Consider the following 19525-nt stretch of genomic DNA (forward strand, 5'->3'; position numbering starts at 1 on the left):
CGAGATAAGTGATGGCTACGGCTATCACTTTTCTTTTGTAAAAATTTTATATTTTTTCATAAATATATGTTATAATTAATATAGATGTTTATGCGCGAAAAAGATTTGCGCACGAGTAATATTATAAATGCTTTTTTGAAAGGAAGATATTATGTGTGGTATAGTTGGATACTATGGCAAGAATGATGCAATAAAGTACGCAATCAAAGGCCTTTATAGCCTTGAGTACAGGGGCTATGACTCCTCTGGCATTGCCTACATTAAAGATAATGATTTAAAGATATATAAAAGAGTTGGCAGGATAAAGGAGCTTGATAAGGCTTGTCCAAAGGAAGCTGCTGATATAGCCATCGCTCATACGAGATGGGCAACACATGGCGGTGTGACTGAAACAAACGCACACCCGCACCTTGATACGAAGGGTGATTACGCCATAGTTCATAACGGCGTCATAGAAAATTATCTTGAGCTAAAGAAATCCATGCCAGATTTTACTCCAAAGGGCGAGACTGACACAGAAGTTCTTATCGAGTACATCGCAAGGAATATGAAGGAAAACAATGTAGATAGCTTTATGAAGGCACTTGAAGATGTCAAAGGCAGTTACGCGATTTTAGTTTTGGATAAAAAGACAAAAAATTTATATTTTGCAAAAAAAGGCTGCCCTCTACTAATGAGCGTTAAGAATGATGAATATCTATTTGCAAGCGATATCTCGGCTGCCATCGACCTAAGTAATGAAATTATTTACTTTGAAGATGGTGATATGGGTGTTTTGAATGCTGACGGCATCAAGATTTACAATTCTCATAAAGAAGTTCAAAGAGAAATTCAAAAGTCGACCATTAATATAGAAGAAACACAAAAAGATGGCTACGAGCACTTCATGCTTAAGGAAATACATGAAGAGCCAAAGAAGTTCAAAGAATTACTTGATAGACACATTCGTGACGGCAAAGTCTACTTCGACGAATTAGATGGACTTAATCTAAATGACTTTGATAATATCTACGTAACAGGCTGCGGTACTGCTTATCATGCGAGTCTACTTGCAAAGAACTATCTTGAAAGGTTCTTAGAAAGACCGATTATCGCCGAAACATCGAGCGAACTAAGATATTCATATAACTTTATTGGCAAGAAGACGCTTCTTATAGCGATTAGCCAATCAGGTGAAACAGCCGACGTCATGGGCCTTGTAAAAGAAGCAAAGGCAAGCGGCGCGACAGTCTTAGCCATCACAAACGTGATTAATTCGTCACTTGACAGAATCGCTGACTACAAGGTACACATCTTTGCTGGACCAGAAATTTCGGTTGCATCGACTAAGGCCTTTATGATGCAAATACTATGCATATACTTACTTGGCATATATTTTAGAGATGACCTAGCAGGATACGACTGCGGCATGTACAGCCAAATAGTTGATGAATTAGTAAAGATATCTAGGGAAATGGATTCAGAAATTACAAGACTTGAGCCCATTGCCAAGGAAGTCGCTGAGAGGATTAAGGATAAGGAAAAGATATTCTTCATAGGTCGTGACCTTGATTATATTGCGGCTCTTGAAGTTTCGCTTAAGCTTAAAGAGATTAGCTACATTAACTCAATCGCCTTCAAAGCAGGCGAGCTAAAACATGGCAGTATCGCTCTTATAGATGAAAAGTCATCGGCTATTGCCTTTGCAAACGAAGGACAAATATTTGATAAGACAAGAACTACTTTGGAAGAGCTAGTTGCGAGAGGCGCTGATACCATACTCGTGACAAATCAAGATGAGGGCGAGGGCATAGTGAATCTAAAAAGAACATTCACGGTCTTCACGCCTATATACAGCGTTTTGTTCGGTCAGCTAATGAGCTACTACACAGCGCTGGTTTTAGGACGCGACATTGACAAGCCTAGAAACTTGGCAAAGAGCGTAACAGTAGAGTAGGAGGATATATGATTAGAAAAGCAATAATACCCGCGGCGGGGCTTGGAACGAGGATGCTTCCTCAGACTAAGGCATCGCCAAAGGAGATGATACCCATCTTTGATAAGCCGACGCTTCAATACATAGTTGAAGAGGCTTACGAATCGGGCATCACGGATATACTGATTATAACGGGAAGAAATAAAAATTCTATCGAGGATCACTTCGACAGAAACATCGAGCTAGAGAAGTCTCTTGAGGAGTCTGGCAAGTTTGAGATACTTAAGGAGATTAACAAAATTTCTGACATGGTCAATATTTATTACATCAGGCAAAAGGCGCCACTTGGCCTTGGACACGCAATTTTGTGCGCTGAGAGCTTTGCGGGAGGGGAAGATGTCGCAGTGCTTTTAGGCGACGACATCGTTTACTCGAAAGAGCCTTGCTTAAAGCAGCTGATGAACGCTTATGACGAGACGGGCAAATCCATCTTGGGCGTTGGTCTTGTGAATAAAGAAGATACACCGAAGTATGGCATCATCGCTTATGATGAAAAAGTGAATGAAAGATTATATAAAGTTAAGTCCATAATCGAAAAGCCTGACATTGACAAGGCTCCATCTAATATCGCTGTGCTTGGCAGATACATACTTAAAAATGATGTCTTTGAGCTTTTAAAAAAGACTAAGCCAGGCAAAAACGGTGAGATACAGCTAACTGACGCCATTGACATGCTACTAAAACAAGACGATATCTACGCCTATGTCTTTGAAGGCCATAGATATGACTTAGGCAGCAAACTTGGCTTTATTCAGGCCAATCTTGACTTTGCTCTAAGAAGCGATATAAAAGACGATGTTTTAAATTACATCAAGGACATAGTGAAAGATGAGGCTTAGGGACTTTGAGGCAGCCATCTTCGACTTGGATGGAACTGTCTTTGACTCGATGAATGTTTGGAAAAACGTTGACCTAAGATTTTTTACGAGGCACGAGCTTTTCTTAACAGACGACTACTTTGATAATATCATGCACAAGACACTTATAGACGCTGCAAAATACACAATAGAGCGCTACGCACTTAATATGACGACTGAAGAGGTCGTTAACGAGTGGACCGAGCTAGCTAAGGAAGAGTTCGAGAACAATGTAGTGCCGAAGAAGGGCATCATTGATTACTTAAAGAGAATTAGAGAAAAAGGCGTCAAAACTTCGATCGCGACAGCGAATGAGAAGGACATTTTTATTACTACGCTTAAAAAGTTTGATATGCACACGCTTTTTGATGACATAGTGACCCTATCTGACATCGGTTCAGATAAATCGTCGCCACTCATCTATTTAAAGTGCATAGCAAAATACAATATCATGCCGCAAAACACTATAGTCTTCGAAGACTTGCCGAAGAACCTCAAAACTGCGAAGAAAGCAGGCTTTGTAACGGTTGGCGTACTTGATAACGAGGACTATTTGTCACATATTTCTAAATATAGCGACATCATCATCAGAGATTTTACAGAAATTTAGGAGGACATTATGAAAAAATTTATTTTAACACTACTTATTTTATCTATGCTTATGGGCTTAGTTGCATGTAAGCCAAAGGAAAAGGATGAGCTTCAACTAGGCTTCGTACCTTTAGTTGACCAAGATAAGCTAGAAGACTTAACAGAACCATTAACAAATATACTTACAGACAAGCTTGGCAAAAAAGTTTCTATGTTCACATCAACAAACTATGTTGGCGTAGTAGAGGCGCTTGGCTCAGGCAAAGTTGATTTTGCAATCATCCCACCATTTGCCTATGTACTTGCAAATAAGAACGGCGGAGCAGAAGTACTTTTGTCAGCACTTAACAAGGACGGCAAAAATTATTATAGAAGTGAATTATTAGTAAGAAAAGATTCTGGCATCAAAGAGGCGTATGAAAAGGACGGCTACGAAGCACTTAAAGGTAAGAAAGTTGCTTTCGTTGACCCAGAGAGCGCTTCAGGCTATATCTATCCAGGCGCTATGCTTGTTAAGGGTGGACTTGATCTTGAAAAAGATATTGAATATATGTTCGCTGGTGGTCATGATAAGGCTGTTCAAATGCTTTTAAATGGCGACGTTGATGTCTGCGCGACATATGAAGGCGCTGAAAAGAAGCTTATGAAGGACTTCGATGGTCTTGAAGGACTAGAAGTACTTGAATACACTGAGAAGATCCCATATGTATGCGTAGCAGCAAGCAAGGACCTTTCAGATGACATGAAGAAAAAAATAAAAGAAGTCTTCCAAAATGATTTATCAAGCGGTGAAGGAAAAGAAGCCTGCGAAAAGATATTCAACTTAACAGGCTTTGTCGAAGCGTCAAACGATGACTTCCAAAACGTTATCGACACAGCAAAGATTATGAACGTTGATTTAGAGAAATGATATTAGAAGTAAAAGATATATCAGTACAGTACGAAAAAAATATTGATGCGATAAAAGACGTCTCTTTCGATTTAAACGAAGGAGACTTTGTCGCGCTTATAGGCCCATCAGGTGCAGGCAAGTCAACTATACTAAAGGCAATAAACGCACTTAACCCTCTTAGCAAGGGAAGCGTTTTATACAAGGGCGAGGACGTTCATAGCCTTGGCGCGAAAGATTTAAGAAGGCTTAGGCGAAAGATAGCCTTCATCTTTCAAGACACAAGCATCATTGAGAATATTTCAGTTCTTGATAATGTTTTACTAGCGCGTCTTGGCGAGAAAAAGTTCTTTGAGGCGATGCTATCGAAGTTCACTGACGATGAGTATAGTGATGCGCTCAAAGCCATCGAGATGGTTGGGCTAAAAGAAAAGACTTATGCCCTTGCCAAAGACCTATCAGGCGGACAAAAGCAAAGAGTAGCCATAGCTCGCTCGCTATTTCAAAAGTCGGACCTAATCCTCGCGGACGAGCCTATATCCTCACTCGATATAGAGACAAAGAGGTCCATCATGGACATTTTCAAGATGCTTAATACTGATTACAATAAGACCATCATCATTAGCATGCATGATCTTGATTTATCGCTTGAGTACGCAAAGCGTGTGATTGCAATCAAGGACCACAGAGTATATTTCGACAGGAGTGCGGATGAACTAGATTATGACGGAGTTAAAGACTTATTTATCTAAAAAGAGAAGAAAGAAAATTTTATTAGTAACGGCATTTTTTGCCTTGCTTATAGCTTCAGGCTTAGGATCAGAATTTTCCTTAAGCTCTTTTTTGCGTGGCCTGCCAGATATGTTTGACCTAGTGAGGAGGATGTTTACACTTGATTTTGCTTACATCGCCTCGGTTATGGACCTAGTCTTCGAAACATTTCTTATGGCCTTTGTATCATCGGCCTTCGGAGTCTTCTTGGCATGTCTCATAACATTCTTCCTTCCATACAACACAAGCCCTTCGCAAATAGTCTCAAAAGTACTAAGCGCAGTATTTTCAGTATTTAGAACGCTTCCATCACTTATATGGGCGGCGTTACTTGTGAGCTTTTTCTCAGCTGGACGCTTTTCAGGACTATTGGCACTTAGCATCATTTCATTTTTCATGTCAACAAAACTAATAAAAGAATACATAGAGGCCATGGACAAGGACGATTTTGATTTTTACAAGTCACTCGGCATTGGAAAGGGCAAAATCTATTACAAGATAATTTTAACTAAGATGAGAAAATTTATTGTATCGACATTTTTATTATGTTTGGAAAGTAACATTAGAAGCGCGTCGATACTTGGACTAGTTGGCGCAGGCGGCATAGGACAAAGACTGTGGCTTGAACTAAATCACATGAACTACGATAGAGTCTCGTCAATCATCTTTATGCTACTTATATTAATTTTCCTTATAGACTTAGTGAGTCAAAAGCTTAGAGAGGTCGATATCAAGAGCCCAATCAAAGTAAATGACCTAGGCTCATACAAGAGGAGCAAAATACTTAAGAAGATATTCTTCATACTTTTCTTAGTCGCACTCTTCCTTGTAATCAAATTTTCTATCAATATCACATACGAGCGCTTCCTTCTTGGCCTTAAGCAAGGCGGCGTCATCATAGGAAAGATATTTGATCCGGATTTTGCTTATCTATCGAGAGCAGTGCCGGCGGCCATTGAGTCAGCTTTTATCGCCATCTTCGCTTCACTTATGGGAGCCATAGTATCATTTATCTTCACGCCATTTACTGCGGTGAACATCGCCCCTTCGAAAAAAGTTTCAGTTCTATTCAAAGTGCTTATCAATGTAATCAGGACCTTCCCGCCTATCATCTCAGCCATAATCTTTTTCAGAGGACTGGGACCGGGACCATTCGCAGGTGCACTAGCACTTACAGTATATACATCGGGCATGCTTAGTAAACTTTACTTCGAATACATCGAGGATATCCCAGCTGACAGCATCATGTCTATGCAGGCGCTTGGACTAAGCCCCTTCACCATGTATACAAAAATGATTTATCCAAAGACATACAGAAGCTTTTTGGGATTCGTCCTATATAGGCTCGAGTCAAACATCAGAAACTCATCAGTGCTCGGCCTTATCGGCGCAGGCGGTATCGGTACGCTACTATCGATGAACATCGCATGGCGTAACTGGAATCGAGTTGGCTCCTTACTCTTAGTCAGCTCGCTCATGATTATATTCTTTGATTATCTATCATCAACAATTAGAAAAAAATTATTATAATTAAGTGGGCACTCGCTCACTTTTTTTATTATTGTGAATGGCAGTGCACGCAAAAAATATTTACTTTTTCGCTTATCTTGCTATTGACTAAGCTTTTTATCTTGTGGTATAATTGTATGGATGTTAATGAAGGGGGTAATCTTATTGGCAAAATTTATTAAAAAGAAATTAACAAAAGAAGAGATCACAAAGATGGTCAGAGAGTACATATTAATTTTATTTGGTACCTTCATCGTAGCAGCAGGGATGTTTTTCTTTTTCAACCCAGCTCATCTATCTGTTGGTGGAGCGAATGGTCTTGCTGTAGTTCTTAATCACTACTTAGAGATTGGTGTAGGTAACTGGATGTATATTATCAACATAGGACTATTTATACTAGCGTTTTTAACTATCGGCTCGCAATTTGGTGTTAAAACCATCATTGCATCGCTACTTACATCAGGCTTCTTCGATTTATTAGAAAAGCTAATGCCAAACTTCCAACCATTGACAGGAGATACCTTTGTTGAGCTATTCTTCGGTGTTTTTGTAACAGCACTTGGTATGGCGATAGTATTTAATCAAGGCGCGTCAACTGGTGGTACTGACATCATCGCGAAGATACTTAATAAGTTTATCGGCATCGACCTAGGTAAGGGCGTACTTATTTCAGACGTAGTAATCACGCTACTTGCTGGTAATGCCTTTGGCGCAAGGATCGGTATTTACTCATTATTCGGTGTTATCGTTAACGGTTTCCTTATAGACTTCGTTATCGAGGGCATGAATATGAATAAAGAGGTCAAGATCATTGCTGAAGATACTAAACCTATCGAAGAATTCATCATCAAAGAGCTTGACAGAGGCGCAACCATTTACAAAGCTTATGGCATGTACACTAAAGAGCCACGCGACATCATCATGGTTCTTCTTGACAGAAAAGACTTTTTAAAGCTTAAGAACTTCTTGAGAGATCTTGATCAAAAGACTTTCATTTCAGTTTCGAACGCATCAGAAGTCTTGGGTTATGGTTTTAAAAATTTAAAAGACTGATATATGAGAAAAGCTTTCCACTTAGGAGAGCTTTTTGTTTTTTCAGAAAAAATATTACATACTTTACAATTTCTTAACAAAGAAGTATTAGAATGATTATTATAAGGAGAAAAAATGAAATACGCACTAATTGATATAGGCAGTAACTCGATACGCCTAAACGTTTATAACAAGGACAATATACAAAAGGAAGTCTTCTCGAAGAAGTACATGGCAGGTCTTGCTGGGCTAGTCGAGGACGGCAAGCTTAGCGACAAAGGCATCAAAAAGCTGATGAAGGTCTTATCCGCGCAAAAGATGCTGCTTGATTACCTACCGATTGACGAGATATATGTCTTTGCCTCGGCCTCGCTTCGTAACGTGGACAATGGCAAGGATATAGTGAAGAAAGTTAAGAAAGAGCTTGATCTAAACATTGATTTGATATCAGAAGACGATGAGGCTTTCTATGGAGCTGAAGGCATGAAGATGGCATACGACTTCGATGATTACTACACCATAGACATAGGAGGGGGCTCGACAGAGCTTTGCTATCTAAAGAATAAAGAGATCAAGGACAAGGCATTTTTAAAGGCAGGATCCTTATCCTTATTCCGTGACTACGTTGAAAACACTATACCTAGCGTTAGAGAATACGATGAGATGATAAACGTCATAGACAAGATGCTGGCTGAAAATGTTTCCACATACAAATGCACAAAGCTGGTCGCTTCAGGAGGAACGGCGAGAGCACTTGGCAATATCTTCGAAGAGCTCGATAATGACGACGATAAAGAATATACTATTGACGATGTAAAAAATTATATCTATGAGATGATAGATAAGAACAAAAAAATTATTCGCACGACTGTTATGGTTGTGCCTGAAAGACTTCACAGCATAGTGCCAGGGGCCATCATGCTATATAGACTCTTAAAGTACCTCGGCATAGAAAAGGTCAACGTCTCAAAACTTGGCGTGCGTGAAGGTTATTTAAAGGATAAGATAATTAAGGAGTGAAGCAATGGAAGAGTTCATGCAAAACCGCGAGTTGAGCTGGCTAAAATTTAATCAAAGGGTGCTTGAAGAGGCGAGCGACGAGAGCGTGCCGCCACTTGAGAGATTCAAGTTCATATCGATATTCACATCGAACTTGGATGAATTTTTCATGGTTAGAGTTGGATCCCTTTTTGATATGATGAAGTCCAAAAAAGAGTTCATCGACAAAAAGTCTGGCATGACAGCTAAGGAGCAGCTCGATGCTATCTACAAGACTATGCCATACTACTACGAGATGAGGGACAAGGTCTACAAGGACGTCATCAAAGAGCTAGAGAAGTACAATATGCACAATAAGAACATGAAGTCCTTAAACGAAGAGGAGCTAAGCTATGTCAAAAACTTTTACCTTAGCAAGATTGAGCCACTAATCTCCGCGCAAATAGTTGACGCAGCGCATCCACTTCCATTCTTAGAGAATAAAAAGCTATATATAGTTACTGAGATGTGGGACGCTGACGGCAATATTGCCCATGGACTTGTAGCCATCTCAGATATATTCGAGCGCTACTTATCACTTCCAGGCGATGAATTTAATTACATCAGAGTCGAAAAAGTGATTGAGCACTACGTTCCAACCATGTTCCCAGGCTATACAATCAAGGAGCAATCACTAGTTGCGGTCACAAGAAATTTTGATTTCGAGACAAATACCGATATCGAAGAAGAGATTGCCGACTACAAAGACTTTATGAAGAAAGTCATCAAGAAGAGGACGCGTCAAGAGGTCCTTCGCCTTGAAATTTCAAACACAAAGTCAAAGAGCATCACTGATTTTCTCAAAGAAGAGCTAGCTATTACGGATGAGATGATACTCGTGACAAAGAGCCCCATCAATATGAAGTATGTTTATGGTCTTGAGGACATCATTCCAAGCTCCGTCATCAAAAAAGTTTCTTACGAGGACTTTAGCCCATTTAAAAAATATTCCTTAGAGCGCGGCTCTATCATGAGACGCATCGAAGAGAAGGATCTTTTACTAAGCTATCCTTATGACGATATCGACACTTTCCTTGACTTGATTAAGGAAGCGGCTGAGAGCGACAAGACCATATCCATAAAGATAACTATATATAGGCTTGCCAAGCACTCGAAGCTTGTCGAATACCTAAAGAAAGCCTGTGACAATGGCATAGAAGTCACTGCGCTTATGGAGCTTAAGGCGCGTTTTGACGAAGTGAACAACATCAATTATTCAGAAGAATTGTTTAAGGCGGGCTGCAATATAATGTACGGCTTTGAAGAGTACAAGACGCACTCAAAGCTTTGCCTAATCACATACAAGGACGATAGAGAGAATATCAAGCACATCACGCAAATAGGTACCGGTAACTACAATGAAAACACATCGAAGATTTACACTGACTTTTCATTAATGACGGCTAATGAAGAGATAGGTCTCGATGCAAACGACTTCTTCAAGAACATGTCGCTTGCTAAGCTCAATGGCAAGTACCTACACCTACTTCAATCGCCATCGACACTTAAGGCGAGACTACTTAAGGAGATGGATAAGGAGATAGCTAAGGGCAAGGACGGCTACATTAGATGCAAGATGAACTCATTAACCGATTACGAGTTTTTGGAAAAATTTTCCGAAGCCTCACAAAATTCTGTCACAGTCGACTTGATTATACGCGGCATATGCTGCATAGTACCTAATGTAACGGGCTTTACTGAAAACGTTCACGTCTCGTCAATAGTCGGACGCTTCTTAGAGCATCCGAGGGTCTACCAATTTGGCAAAGGAAACGATATGAGGATATATATTTCAAGCGCAGACCTTATGACTAGAAACACAGAGAAGAGAGTCGAGATAGCCTGTCCAGTCTATGACGAAGAGGCAAGAGCAAGGCTTGTAAGCTACTTAGATATACAGCTTAAGGACAATATTAAAAGAAGGATACTTGTTAACTCGGGTGATTATATCAAGCCAGAGGTACAAAGCGAAGCGCTTATCGCTCAAGATTATTTCATGCATAAAGCAAATGAAAAGAGAGAAAAGTTTTACGAAGAGCTTGAGAGAGCTAAATCGGACGAAGCGCCTAAAGAAAACTTCTTTACTAAGATTAAAAAGATATTTACAAAGTAATATTTATTATTTGAGCCTTTCATATGAGAGGCTCTTTTATTTTGCCAAACTCATAGTGATTGAAAAATGATTTCAGCTGTGATATAATTAGAAAAGAGGTGATTATATGCATTATTTTGACAACGCATCAACAACATTCCCAAAGCCAGAGAGCGTATATAAAAAATTTGATGAAGCATTTAGAGAATATGGTGCCAATCCCGGAAGGAGCGGTCACAAGCTAGCTCTTAGAGCCATGGAAGAGATTATGAAGACGAGACTAAGCCTAGCCAAGCTATTTAACATAGACAATCCACTTAATCTAAGCTTTCACATGAACACGACATACGCGCTAAACACAGCTATCAAGGGCACGCTTAAGAAGGGAGATCATGTAATCACAACATCTATGGAGCACAATTCAGTTCTAAGACCACTATTTACACTTAAGGAAATGGGTGTCATAGAGCTAACAGTTGTTCAAGCAGAAAAAACTGGAGAGCTAGGCAAAGATAAGATAGTCTCAGCTATCAAGGACAATACTAGGATGCTTGTCATGACGCACTCATCAAACCTATTAGGAACAGTTGAGGACATAGATGAAATTTCAAAAGCGGTTAAAGCCATTAATAAAGATATAATCATACTTATAGACGCAGCTCAATCAGCAGGTATCGTAGACATAGACCTAAAGAAGCTTGATATAGACATGCTAGCAACGGCTGGCCACAAATCCTTATTCGGCCCACAAGGCACTGGCGTTTTATATACAAGAGAGCCAGAGCTAGTAATGCACACATTTGAGGGCGGAACAGGCTCTAGATCAAATGAAGTCTATCAGCCAATGGATATGCCAGACAAATTAGAGCCGGGTACACCAAACGGCCATGGCATCATAGCCTTAGGAGCAGGCGTTGAATTTATTCTAGATGAAGGTATTGACAATATCAGGAAGCACGAAGAAGCTTTAACAAAGACCTTTATTGATGGGCTTAAGACCATTGACGGAGTTGAAATATACGGACTACTTGATGAGACGAGAAAGACGCCAGTCGTTTCAATGAACATGGATGGCATCGACTCATCCATACTAAGCTATGTCCTTGACGATGAATACGACATACAAACGCGTCCAGGTCTTCATTGCGCGCCACTTGCGCACGAGACCATTGGCACGATAAAAAAAGGTGCAGTAAGATTTAGTTTTTCTTACTTTAATAAAGAAGACGAAATCATCTACGCTATTGATACATTAAAAAAGATTAAAAAAGAGGCGGACGATGGAAAATATCAATAAATTCATAATTGACAATGCATTTATCATAATTATGGGCTTGGCTGTCATCTCAATCGCAGCCATAGTCCTAATCGTCATGCAGATGATGAAGCAGAAGAAGCTTAAAGAAAGACTTGACGCTTTCACACAAGGCATGGACGGCATCAGCGTTGAAAAGCTCTTAGCTACCTTTGGTAAGGACATCAAAGACATCCATAGAGACATGATACTTAATGAAGACAGGTTCAATAGGCTTGAGACAAATTTAAGTTTTTGCGTACAAAAGCTCGGCTACGTTAAGTACAACGCATTTCAAGACAGCGCTTCAGAGCTAAGCTTCTCGATCTGCCTTTTGGATAAATTCAATAACGGCGTTTTGCTTTCAGTTATACACGGAAGAGAGCAAAGCGTTAGCTATGGCAAAATGATTAAAAACGGAGAGAGCCAGGCGCCTCTTTCAGAAGAAGAGCAAAGCGCAGTAGAAAAAGCAATACGCGGTATGTAATATGTGTATGTAAATATGTATTTATAGTAGACTTGTTTAGGCAAGTCTATTTTTTGTGCACGAAATGTATTGATATGCTTTATTAAAGCCTGATAAAAAAAGATATTTTCTTCATAATTAATAATTGTAATTGAAAAACATATCTATATATAGTATAATATAATCAAATATCAAAATTATTATATACAAGGAGGGGTATATTTTGAAAAGTATGAACAAAAGAATCACAGCTTTAGTGCTAACATTTTTAATGACAATAGGTCTTTTTACACCGGTTGCTACATTAAATGCACAAGCTAGTGAGATGGGGGGGGTAGCACGTTATAGCAGACCAGCTGAGCTAGAAAATGCTACCGACGTCAAGGCTCTCGATGAGATTACTGACAAAGAAGAAGAAAGAAGTTTTATCTTCGTTACAGATGAAAGCTCTAAGGTAGCTGAAAAGTTAAACGAAGCACATGAAGCTTTAAATGCAAGTGAGATTGCACAAAAAGGTAATGAATACCTTATGAATGCTGGCTTTAATGATGCAATAAGCAGCGCTTTAGGCAATCTTAATTACAATTTAGAAGTAAAGGACAAGATTAAAGACTTACTAGGCAAACAAAAAGGCGGCTTGATGGAAACTTTATCTTCAATATTTAATGGAAGCGCTAGAGAAGAATACGATGACAGCGACGACAGAGAATTTAACATTGTATTCAGCGGTTTCACAATGAAGATGACTACAGAAGAAGCTTTAATGGTAAGAGAAAATATTCCTGAAGTTAAGCAAATATTTGTAGATTACAAATACAATCGTCCAGATGAAAAAATTAACATGTATAACTCGAGTAAGATGGTTAACGCTCCTGAAGCTTGGGACCTTGGATACAAGGGAGAAGGCAGAGTAGTAGCTGTTATTGACTCCGGTGCAGATATCACTCACCCAGCTATGAGACTTACAAATCCTGATAAAGCCAGATATGATGAAGAAACTATAAATAATTTAATCAGTGAACATTTATTAAAAGGACAATATCTAAACGCCAAATTCCCATATGGTTATAACTTTATGGACCACAATATGAACCTTAAGGATACAAACGTAGACACAGGCATGCACGGTATGCACGTATCAGGTACGGTCGGTGCGAATGCCGATGAAGAAGAAGCAAAGGCAAACAGCGGTTTAAAAATCAGAGGTATTGCACCGGAAGCACAAATCTTAGTTATGAGAGTTTTCGGACAAGACGTTGCAACAACAAATACTTCAGCCTACATCGAAGCTATTGAAGAAAGTATCATACTTGGTGCTGACTCTATGAACATGAGTTTGGGCTCAATGTCCGGTTCTGAACAAGGCATAGACCTCGGTATGGACCTTGCGCTTCAAAATGCAAAAAAAGCCGGTTCAATCGTAGCTATTGCAGGTGGTAACGATTTCTACACAACATGGGGCAACGACAACCCACGTGCAACAAATCCTGACTGGGGAGTTATGGGTACACCAGGTGTAGCGGAAAGCGCATTTACAGTTGCTAACTATAACAATAACAGCATGGTAACAGATGCTTCTGTTATATTTATAGATAACAATGACACAAAAGTAGAAGTTGTAGCAAAAGCTATGGATACTATTGCAGATGCAGATTTTTCTAATTTCGAATCAAATAAAGAGTATGAAATAATTGATGTGGGATATGGAAACAAACAATCTGAATATGATGATAAAAATGTTAGTGGCAATATCGTACTAGCATCAAGAGGAAAGGATCCGGCAGATGCAAACGACAATAGTTATTCTGCTAATTTCTCTGCTAAAATAGCGTTAGCTCAGAAGAATGGAGCTGCGGCATTCTTACTAGGAAACAACGAAGCTGATAAACCAGATTACTTTATAATTATGCAAACTCAAACTAAAGGTTTAATTCCAGGATATTCTGTAACATATAGAAACTATAAGTTAATCCAAAAAAGCATTGCAGATGCAAAAGCGGCTGGAAAAATACCTATGATAAAAATCAATACTGAAAAGCACGAGATGGCAAATCCTGGTCAATACAAGATGAACGAATCAACAAGCTGGGGTCCAAACCCAAGCCTAAGACTAAAACCAGAGATAACTGCTCCCGGCGGAGAAATTTACTCAACAGTTAATGACGGTAAATACGAAAGCATGACAGGTACATCCATGGCAACACCTCATGTTGCCGGTGGTATCGCACTAGTAAATCAATTTTTACAAGAAAAGAGATTTAAAATCGAAGGTGCAGAAAAGCATCAATTCATCAAGAATTTAATGATGGCAACAGCGACACCTATTCTTTATGAAAACGTAAATGGTTTCTATAACTCACCAAGAGTTCAAGGTGCGGGTCTTATGAACCTAGAAGCTGCAGTTAACCCATATCTTGTTACACTAACAGATGCTAGCAGCAAGATGAGTAACGGCAAAGCAGTTGTTGAATTCGGTTCAATAAAAAATGAAAAATTAGATTTTAATTTAAAATTAAAGAACTATTCGGATAAACCAGCTACTTATAAAGTTCATGGTATTGCTCAAACTGACCAAGTTAAAGACGGCAAAATTACATTTGAGCCAGCAAAACTTGGAGAAGAAGATTTTGCTGAAATTACAGTAAATGCTAATAGCGAAGCTAATTTCACAGGTACAATTAACCTTACTGGAAAATTAGAAAAGGCTAAACAAGATCAAGCTAATGGTTTCTTTATAGATGGATTCATCTTCTTTGAAAGCAAGGCAAATGCAGAAGGAGCAAAAGAATTTGCTGATTTGTCAGTACCATACTTAGCATTCTATGGCGATTGGGAAAAACTTCCTATCATTGATGTATTTGCTGACGATATAGTTTTTGAAGAGACACCTTCAGGCAAAAATTGGGTAAATAACATACCATTCTGGTACCAAGGAACTGATTATAATGATTTCCCTGGAAAATACATTGATCAATGGAATTTCACACACTTCTACTCAAAATGGCATGATGGCGGAAGAATGATTCAAGGCTACCAAGCTTGGTCAGATAAATACCTAGGTGAATTTGCAATAAGCCCTAACGGAGACTCGGATAAAGACGAAATGAGTTTCCACGGAGTATTTTTAAGAAATGCAGATAACTTAAAATTTGAATTTATCAATGAAGCTGGAGAAGTTGTTAAGACTATAGCAGAACCATATAGAAGTATTATAAAGAAGAATTACTACGACCAAAAATACACTGAAGACCCTGTATGGACTTGGAGAGGCGAAGACAAAAACGGCGGACAAGTTCCGGATGGCAATTATAAAGTTAAGATTACTGCAAGCGCTCAAGATAACAAGTCAAGTGAACAAGAATATATAAAGACTGTTTATGTAGACAGAGTAAAACCTGAAATCGAATTGATAGAAGCTAATCAAGACAGTAATTCAAATTCAGTAACTATTAAATTTAAAGCAACTGATGATAGATCAGGTCTTGCATGGATGGATGTATTTGAACTTGGAGCTGCTACTGAATACAGCTATGAAGAAGTGCCTGGAGATGAAAAATCCTTAATCTTTAATGCAAGATTTGATAATTTAGATGCTAACTTTAAACTTGATGACAATATGGATAAGATTTGGATTGGCGCTATGGATATGGCGGGCAACTACTTCGAAAGAACTCTTGCTGATATCAAGAATAATGGTAAAGTAATTTTTGAACTAAAATCAAGTGATCCGGCTGATACATCATTCCCTAAGGAAGAACCTATTCTTCAAATTAAAGTTGAAGAAAATGATGGAGAAAAATGGTATAACGTCAATGGAACAAACAATCTTGAATATGGGGACTATAGAGTTTTCTATCCAGATTTATTTGCTTCATATATAGCTGAAATAGATTACGAAGAATTTACATTGTCTGGACAAAATCAAGAACAAAAAGTTACTGTAACATTTACAAAAGTAGATGACAGCAAATATGGTGTCTTTGATTTAATCATTACTAACGGCTCAGACTATCCGGGAGATATCAAAGTCTTTGCGGTTGATAAAGATGGTAACTATTATGTAGTTCCTAGAAAGACTAACTATGCGGCTGATATGTATGAAACAAAACTTCCTGCAGGTGAATACACAATAGTTGTTGAAGGAAATAATCCTAAAGAAGCACCGAAATTGGCCTTTGGCGATAGAACATTAGTTATAAAAGAAAATGAAACAAGTGAAATCGAAACAAGATTGATTTGGACAGGAGAATTTATTTCTTATTGGTTTGGTGCAGATTCAGTAACCTTTGATGAAGTATTTGGAAATGATATAAGTGAGAATACTGCAACTGATGAAAATGGACAACCTATAACAGATGACAATGGCAATGAAATAAAATACAAAGTTCTTAAGAATTTTAATAAGTATTTCGATGTATTTGAAACAGAGTCAGGTGATAAGCTTAATATTACTGAAGTGGAAGGATATAATTTATCTTCAAAATCTGGATACGAAGAAATGAGAATTGAAATCAATGTTAATGTTTCAGGAACTTACGAAGTTGTATCAAAATTTGATATGAGCAAGTATGGTTTAGAAAATCCAATTCTTGTTCTTGATACTATTTATAACCAAGAGACATTTAATAAGAACGTTGGCGAAATGTATATATTCCCACAAGAAAACAAAAAAGGCAGATTGAAAGTAACAACAGAATTCTTTACAAAGAAAAATGTTGATAAACCAAGTGTTAAATATGAACTTTACAACTCAAGAGATGAACTAGTTGAAGATTGGACAAACTTACCTCAAGGAACATATTATCTTAGAACTTGGGTTCAAGATGGATTTAGACCAGAAAGAGAAGAATATACTATTGAAGTATATGAAGACACAGGACTAGATCAAACATTAAATGTTCGTTGGTTCCACATAGGTGAAGAATCAGCAAGAAAGAATCCTGTTGTAGAATTCGGCATTGGCGGTGCTGAAACTGCCGACTACGGAGAAGATATTCGATTGACATTAGTCAATGTTGAAGACGGTAAAACGTATGAAATAAGTGTACCGATTGGAAAAGTTTACTATGAACTAATTCCTAATGGCATCTACAAAATGACTGTAAATCTAAAAGACGGTTGGGATTATATTTTCTTTACAGAAAAAGGAAACGGTGGAGACAGAACTCAAGGAAATCCTGATGAAGTTGCATTTACAGAAAGCTACAACTATATAGAACTTGCTCTTAGAAGAACAAATAAACCAAACTATACAACTGATTACAAGCTAGTAATAAATGAAGAAGGACTTGATTCAAGTGCTAGCAGACCTAAATATTATCTAGAAGATACTAAGGATAAAGACCATTACTATTACACAGATAAGGCTGAGTTTATAAACTTAGCACTAGGTGAATACACTCTATACGTTGATAAAGAGCCAACTGGATATGTAGCAGAGCCTAAGATGCAAAAAGTTACTATTACTGATGAAGATAAGGTAGCTACTGCAAAGGTAACATATACAATTGAAGATGGAAGAGTTTTATTAAGTCCACTTGTTAAAGCTATTGCAGATGCAAAGAAACTATTAGATACTGACAATAAATTAACAGATGACTACAGAAAAGATCTTGAAGCTTTAATAAAAGATGGTGAAGATTATTTAGCAAAACCTGATAATGAAAAGACTCAAGATGATATCTATACAAAGGCAAAAGCTATTAATGATATGCTAGCTAATCCTAAACACATAGTTCCACCAACACCAGACCCAGATCCAACACCTGACCCAACACCAGACCCAGGTCATGAACCATATGAGCCATCATGGCCAGATGAACCATACAGACCTGAAAGACCATATAGACCATACAGACCAAGTGTAGATAAGACTGAAGAAAAGAAGGAAGAGCCAAGCATTGTTACTCCTAAGGAAGAAAAGAAAGACTACGGTATCGTTGATACTGAAGAATTACTTCCTGTAGCATTAAATGACATTCCAAACACTGCAGCTGGTACAGCAATCAGATCACTTGTATCTCGTGGTATATTAGCTGGTATGGGTAATGACAAGTTCCAAGGCGAACTTCCTATAACTAGAGCTATGGTATCTGCAGTATTGATGAGAATATCTGTTGATAAGAACATTAATACACAAACTAAGTTTACTGACGTTAAAGCAGGAGACTGGTTCAACGAAGCAGTTATGTGGGCTGCTGGCAATGGCTTATTCGTAGGATATCCTGATGGATCATTCAAGCCTAACAAGCTTGTTAGTCGTCAAGAACTTGCTGTTATTTTACAAAAGTTCTTAGCTTTACACGGAATCAATATGGATCAAGTCAAAGAGTGGACATACAATGATCTTGATAAGGTTCCTGCTTGGAGTAAAGACGCTGTTGTAGCTATGGCAAAGATTGCTTTAGTTAATGGACAAACAGATACAATGTATAATCCAGAAAGTGAATTTACTAGAGAAGAGCTAGCAGTAATGCTATACAATATAATAAGATGGGTTGAAACTCATTAATTAAATAGAAAAACTATTTACTAAGAGAGACTGTAAAAGGTCTCTCTTTTTTATGCCATGCGCTTGGCTATGGACTCATGCCTCGCCAAATACATCCGCCGCGCTTGGTACATGGCGCGCAGGGGTCCATTAGCAAGGCTAGATGCTTTGTAAATATTTTGTATAATTATAATCTCATTTTAACCCGCCTTTGTATTGATAAATCACTGCTTTTGTGGTAAAATTAAATTTAGAGGTTGATATAATGACTGAAGTATTAAAAATTACTGATGAGAATATAAAATTATGTGCTGAAGAGATTAAAAGAGGTGGTCTCGTTGCCTTTCCGACTGAAACTGTTTATGGTCTTGGTGCGGATGGACTAAATGCTGAGGCTGTAAAAAAGATTTATGAAGCAAAGGGTAGGCAAAGTGATAACCCTCTTATACTTCATATAGCGTCCAGGGAGATGATTGAGCCGCTTGCTTACTACGAGAGCAAATACGATGCGCTTCTTGATG

The 19525-nt window shown here is 38.3% G+C and carries 13 protein-coding genes; all 13 read left to right on the forward strand.

From position 1 onward, the window contains the following. Positions 1-151: 151 nt before the first annotated feature. Positions 152-1936: a glutamine--fructose-6-phosphate transaminase (isomerizing) gene (gene glmS / locus Q0E71_RS01885; protein ID WP_294795449.1), complete on the forward strand. Its 1785-nt coding sequence runs from the start codon at positions 152-154 to the stop codon at positions 1934-1936. 8 nt (positions 1937-1944) lie between these two features. Beyond that, entirely contained in the window at positions 1945-2814 is an 870-nt protein-coding gene (gene galU, locus Q0E71_RS01890) for a UTP--glucose-1-phosphate uridylyltransferase GalU (RefSeq protein ID WP_294795451.1), read from the forward strand. Continuing rightward, complete coding sequence (locus Q0E71_RS01895) at positions 2804-3442, forward strand: HAD family phosphatase (RefSeq protein ID WP_294795453.1); 639 nt, start codon at positions 2804-2806, stop codon at positions 3440-3442. Before galU ends, Q0E71_RS01895 begins: the two co-directional genes overlap by 11 nt. Positions 3443-3451: 9 nt before the next feature. Further along, positions 3452-4333: a phosphate/phosphite/phosphonate ABC transporter substrate-binding protein gene (locus Q0E71_RS01900; RefSeq protein WP_294795455.1), complete on the forward strand. Its 882-nt coding sequence runs from the start codon at positions 3452-3454 to the stop codon at positions 4331-4333. Then, positions 4330-5064, forward strand: coding sequence for a phosphonate ABC transporter ATP-binding protein (phnC, locus tag Q0E71_RS01905; RefSeq protein ID WP_294795457.1), 735 nt, complete (start codon positions 4330-4332; stop codon positions 5062-5064). The genes Q0E71_RS01900 and phnC overlap by 4 nt, the downstream gene beginning before the upstream one ends. Beyond that, positions 5036-6613: an ABC transporter permease gene (locus tag Q0E71_RS01910; RefSeq protein ID WP_294795459.1), complete on the forward strand. Its 1578-nt coding sequence runs from the start codon at positions 5036-5038 to the stop codon at positions 6611-6613. Before phnC ends, Q0E71_RS01910 begins: the two co-directional genes overlap by 29 nt. 144 nt (positions 6614-6757) lie before the next feature. Next, on the forward strand, positions 6758-7645 hold the full coding sequence (locus tag Q0E71_RS01915) for a YitT family protein (protein ID WP_082244029.1): 888 nt from the start codon (positions 6758-6760) through the stop codon (positions 7643-7645). 114 nt (positions 7646-7759) lie between these two features. Next, positions 7760-8644, forward strand: a complete 885-nt coding sequence (locus tag Q0E71_RS01920) for a phosphatase (RefSeq protein ID WP_294795463.1) — start codon at positions 7760-7762, stop codon at positions 8642-8644. Positions 8645-8648: 4 nt separating this feature from the next. After that, entirely contained in the window at positions 8649-10775 is a 2127-nt protein-coding gene (gene ppk1 / locus Q0E71_RS01925; RefSeq protein ID WP_294795465.1) for a polyphosphate kinase 1, read from the forward strand. A 106-nt stretch (positions 10776-10881) separates the two neighbouring features. Then, positions 10882-12051, forward strand: a complete 1170-nt coding sequence (locus tag Q0E71_RS01930) for an aminotransferase class V-fold PLP-dependent enzyme (protein WP_294795467.1) — start codon at positions 10882-10884, stop codon at positions 12049-12051. After that, positions 12035-12535: a DUF4446 family protein gene (locus Q0E71_RS01935; protein WP_294795469.1), complete on the forward strand. Its 501-nt coding sequence runs from the start codon at positions 12035-12037 to the stop codon at positions 12533-12535. Before Q0E71_RS01930 ends, Q0E71_RS01935 begins: the two co-directional genes overlap by 17 nt. A 211-nt stretch (positions 12536-12746) precedes the next feature. Further along, positions 12747-19025 carry a S8 family serine peptidase gene (locus Q0E71_RS01940; protein WP_294795473.1) on the forward strand — a complete coding sequence of 2093 codons (6279 nt, stop codon included), beginning with the start codon at positions 12747-12749 and terminating at the stop codon, positions 19023-19025. Positions 19026-19269: 244 nt separating this feature from the next. Continuing rightward, positions 19270-19525: L-threonylcarbamoyladenylate synthase (locus tag Q0E71_RS01945; RefSeq protein WP_294795471.1), on the forward strand; the 256-nt coding region annotated here is incomplete at its 3' end.

Source organism: uncultured Fenollaria sp. (assembly GCF_934202865.1).
Classification (GTDB): Bacteria; Bacillota; Clostridia; order Tissierellales; family Peptoniphilaceae; genus Fenollaria.

What these genes read in the sequence shown, in the direction of transcription:
- phnC (WP_294795457.1), top strand. Translation starts at nt 4,330, where the DNA reads ATGATATTAGAAGTAAAAGATATATCAGTACAGTACGAAAAAAATATT.
- ppk1 (WP_294795465.1), top strand. Translation starts at nt 8,649, where the DNA reads ATGGAAGAGTTCATGCAAAACCGCGAGTTGAGCTGGCTAAAATTTAAT.
- Q0E71_RS01900 (WP_294795455.1), top strand. Translation starts at nt 3,452, where the DNA reads ATGAAAAAATTTATTTTAACACTACTTATTTTATCTATGCTTATGGGC.
- Q0E71_RS01930 (WP_294795467.1), top strand. Translation starts at nt 10,882, where the DNA reads ATGCATTATTTTGACAACGCATCAACAACATTCCCAAAGCCAGAGAGC.
- galU (WP_294795451.1), top strand. Translation starts at nt 1,945, where the DNA reads ATGATTAGAAAAGCAATAATACCCGCGGCGGGGCTTGGAACGAGGATG.
- Q0E71_RS01910 (WP_294795459.1), top strand. Translation starts at nt 5,036, where the DNA reads ATGACGGAGTTAAAGACTTATTTATCTAAAAAGAGAAGAAAGAAAATT.
- Q0E71_RS01895 (WP_294795453.1), top strand. Translation starts at nt 2,804, where the DNA reads ATGAGGCTTAGGGACTTTGAGGCAGCCATCTTCGACTTGGATGGAACT.
- Q0E71_RS01935 (WP_294795469.1), top strand. Translation starts at nt 12,035, where the DNA reads ATGGAAAATATCAATAAATTCATAATTGACAATGCATTTATCATAATT.
- glmS (WP_294795449.1), top strand. Translation starts at nt 152, where the DNA reads ATGTGTGGTATAGTTGGATACTATGGCAAGAATGATGCAATAAAGTAC.
- Q0E71_RS01920 (WP_294795463.1), top strand. Translation starts at nt 7,760, where the DNA reads ATGAAATACGCACTAATTGATATAGGCAGTAACTCGATACGCCTAAAC.
- Q0E71_RS01940 (WP_294795473.1), top strand. Translation starts at nt 12,747, where the DNA reads ATGAACAAAAGAATCACAGCTTTAGTGCTAACATTTTTAATGACAATA.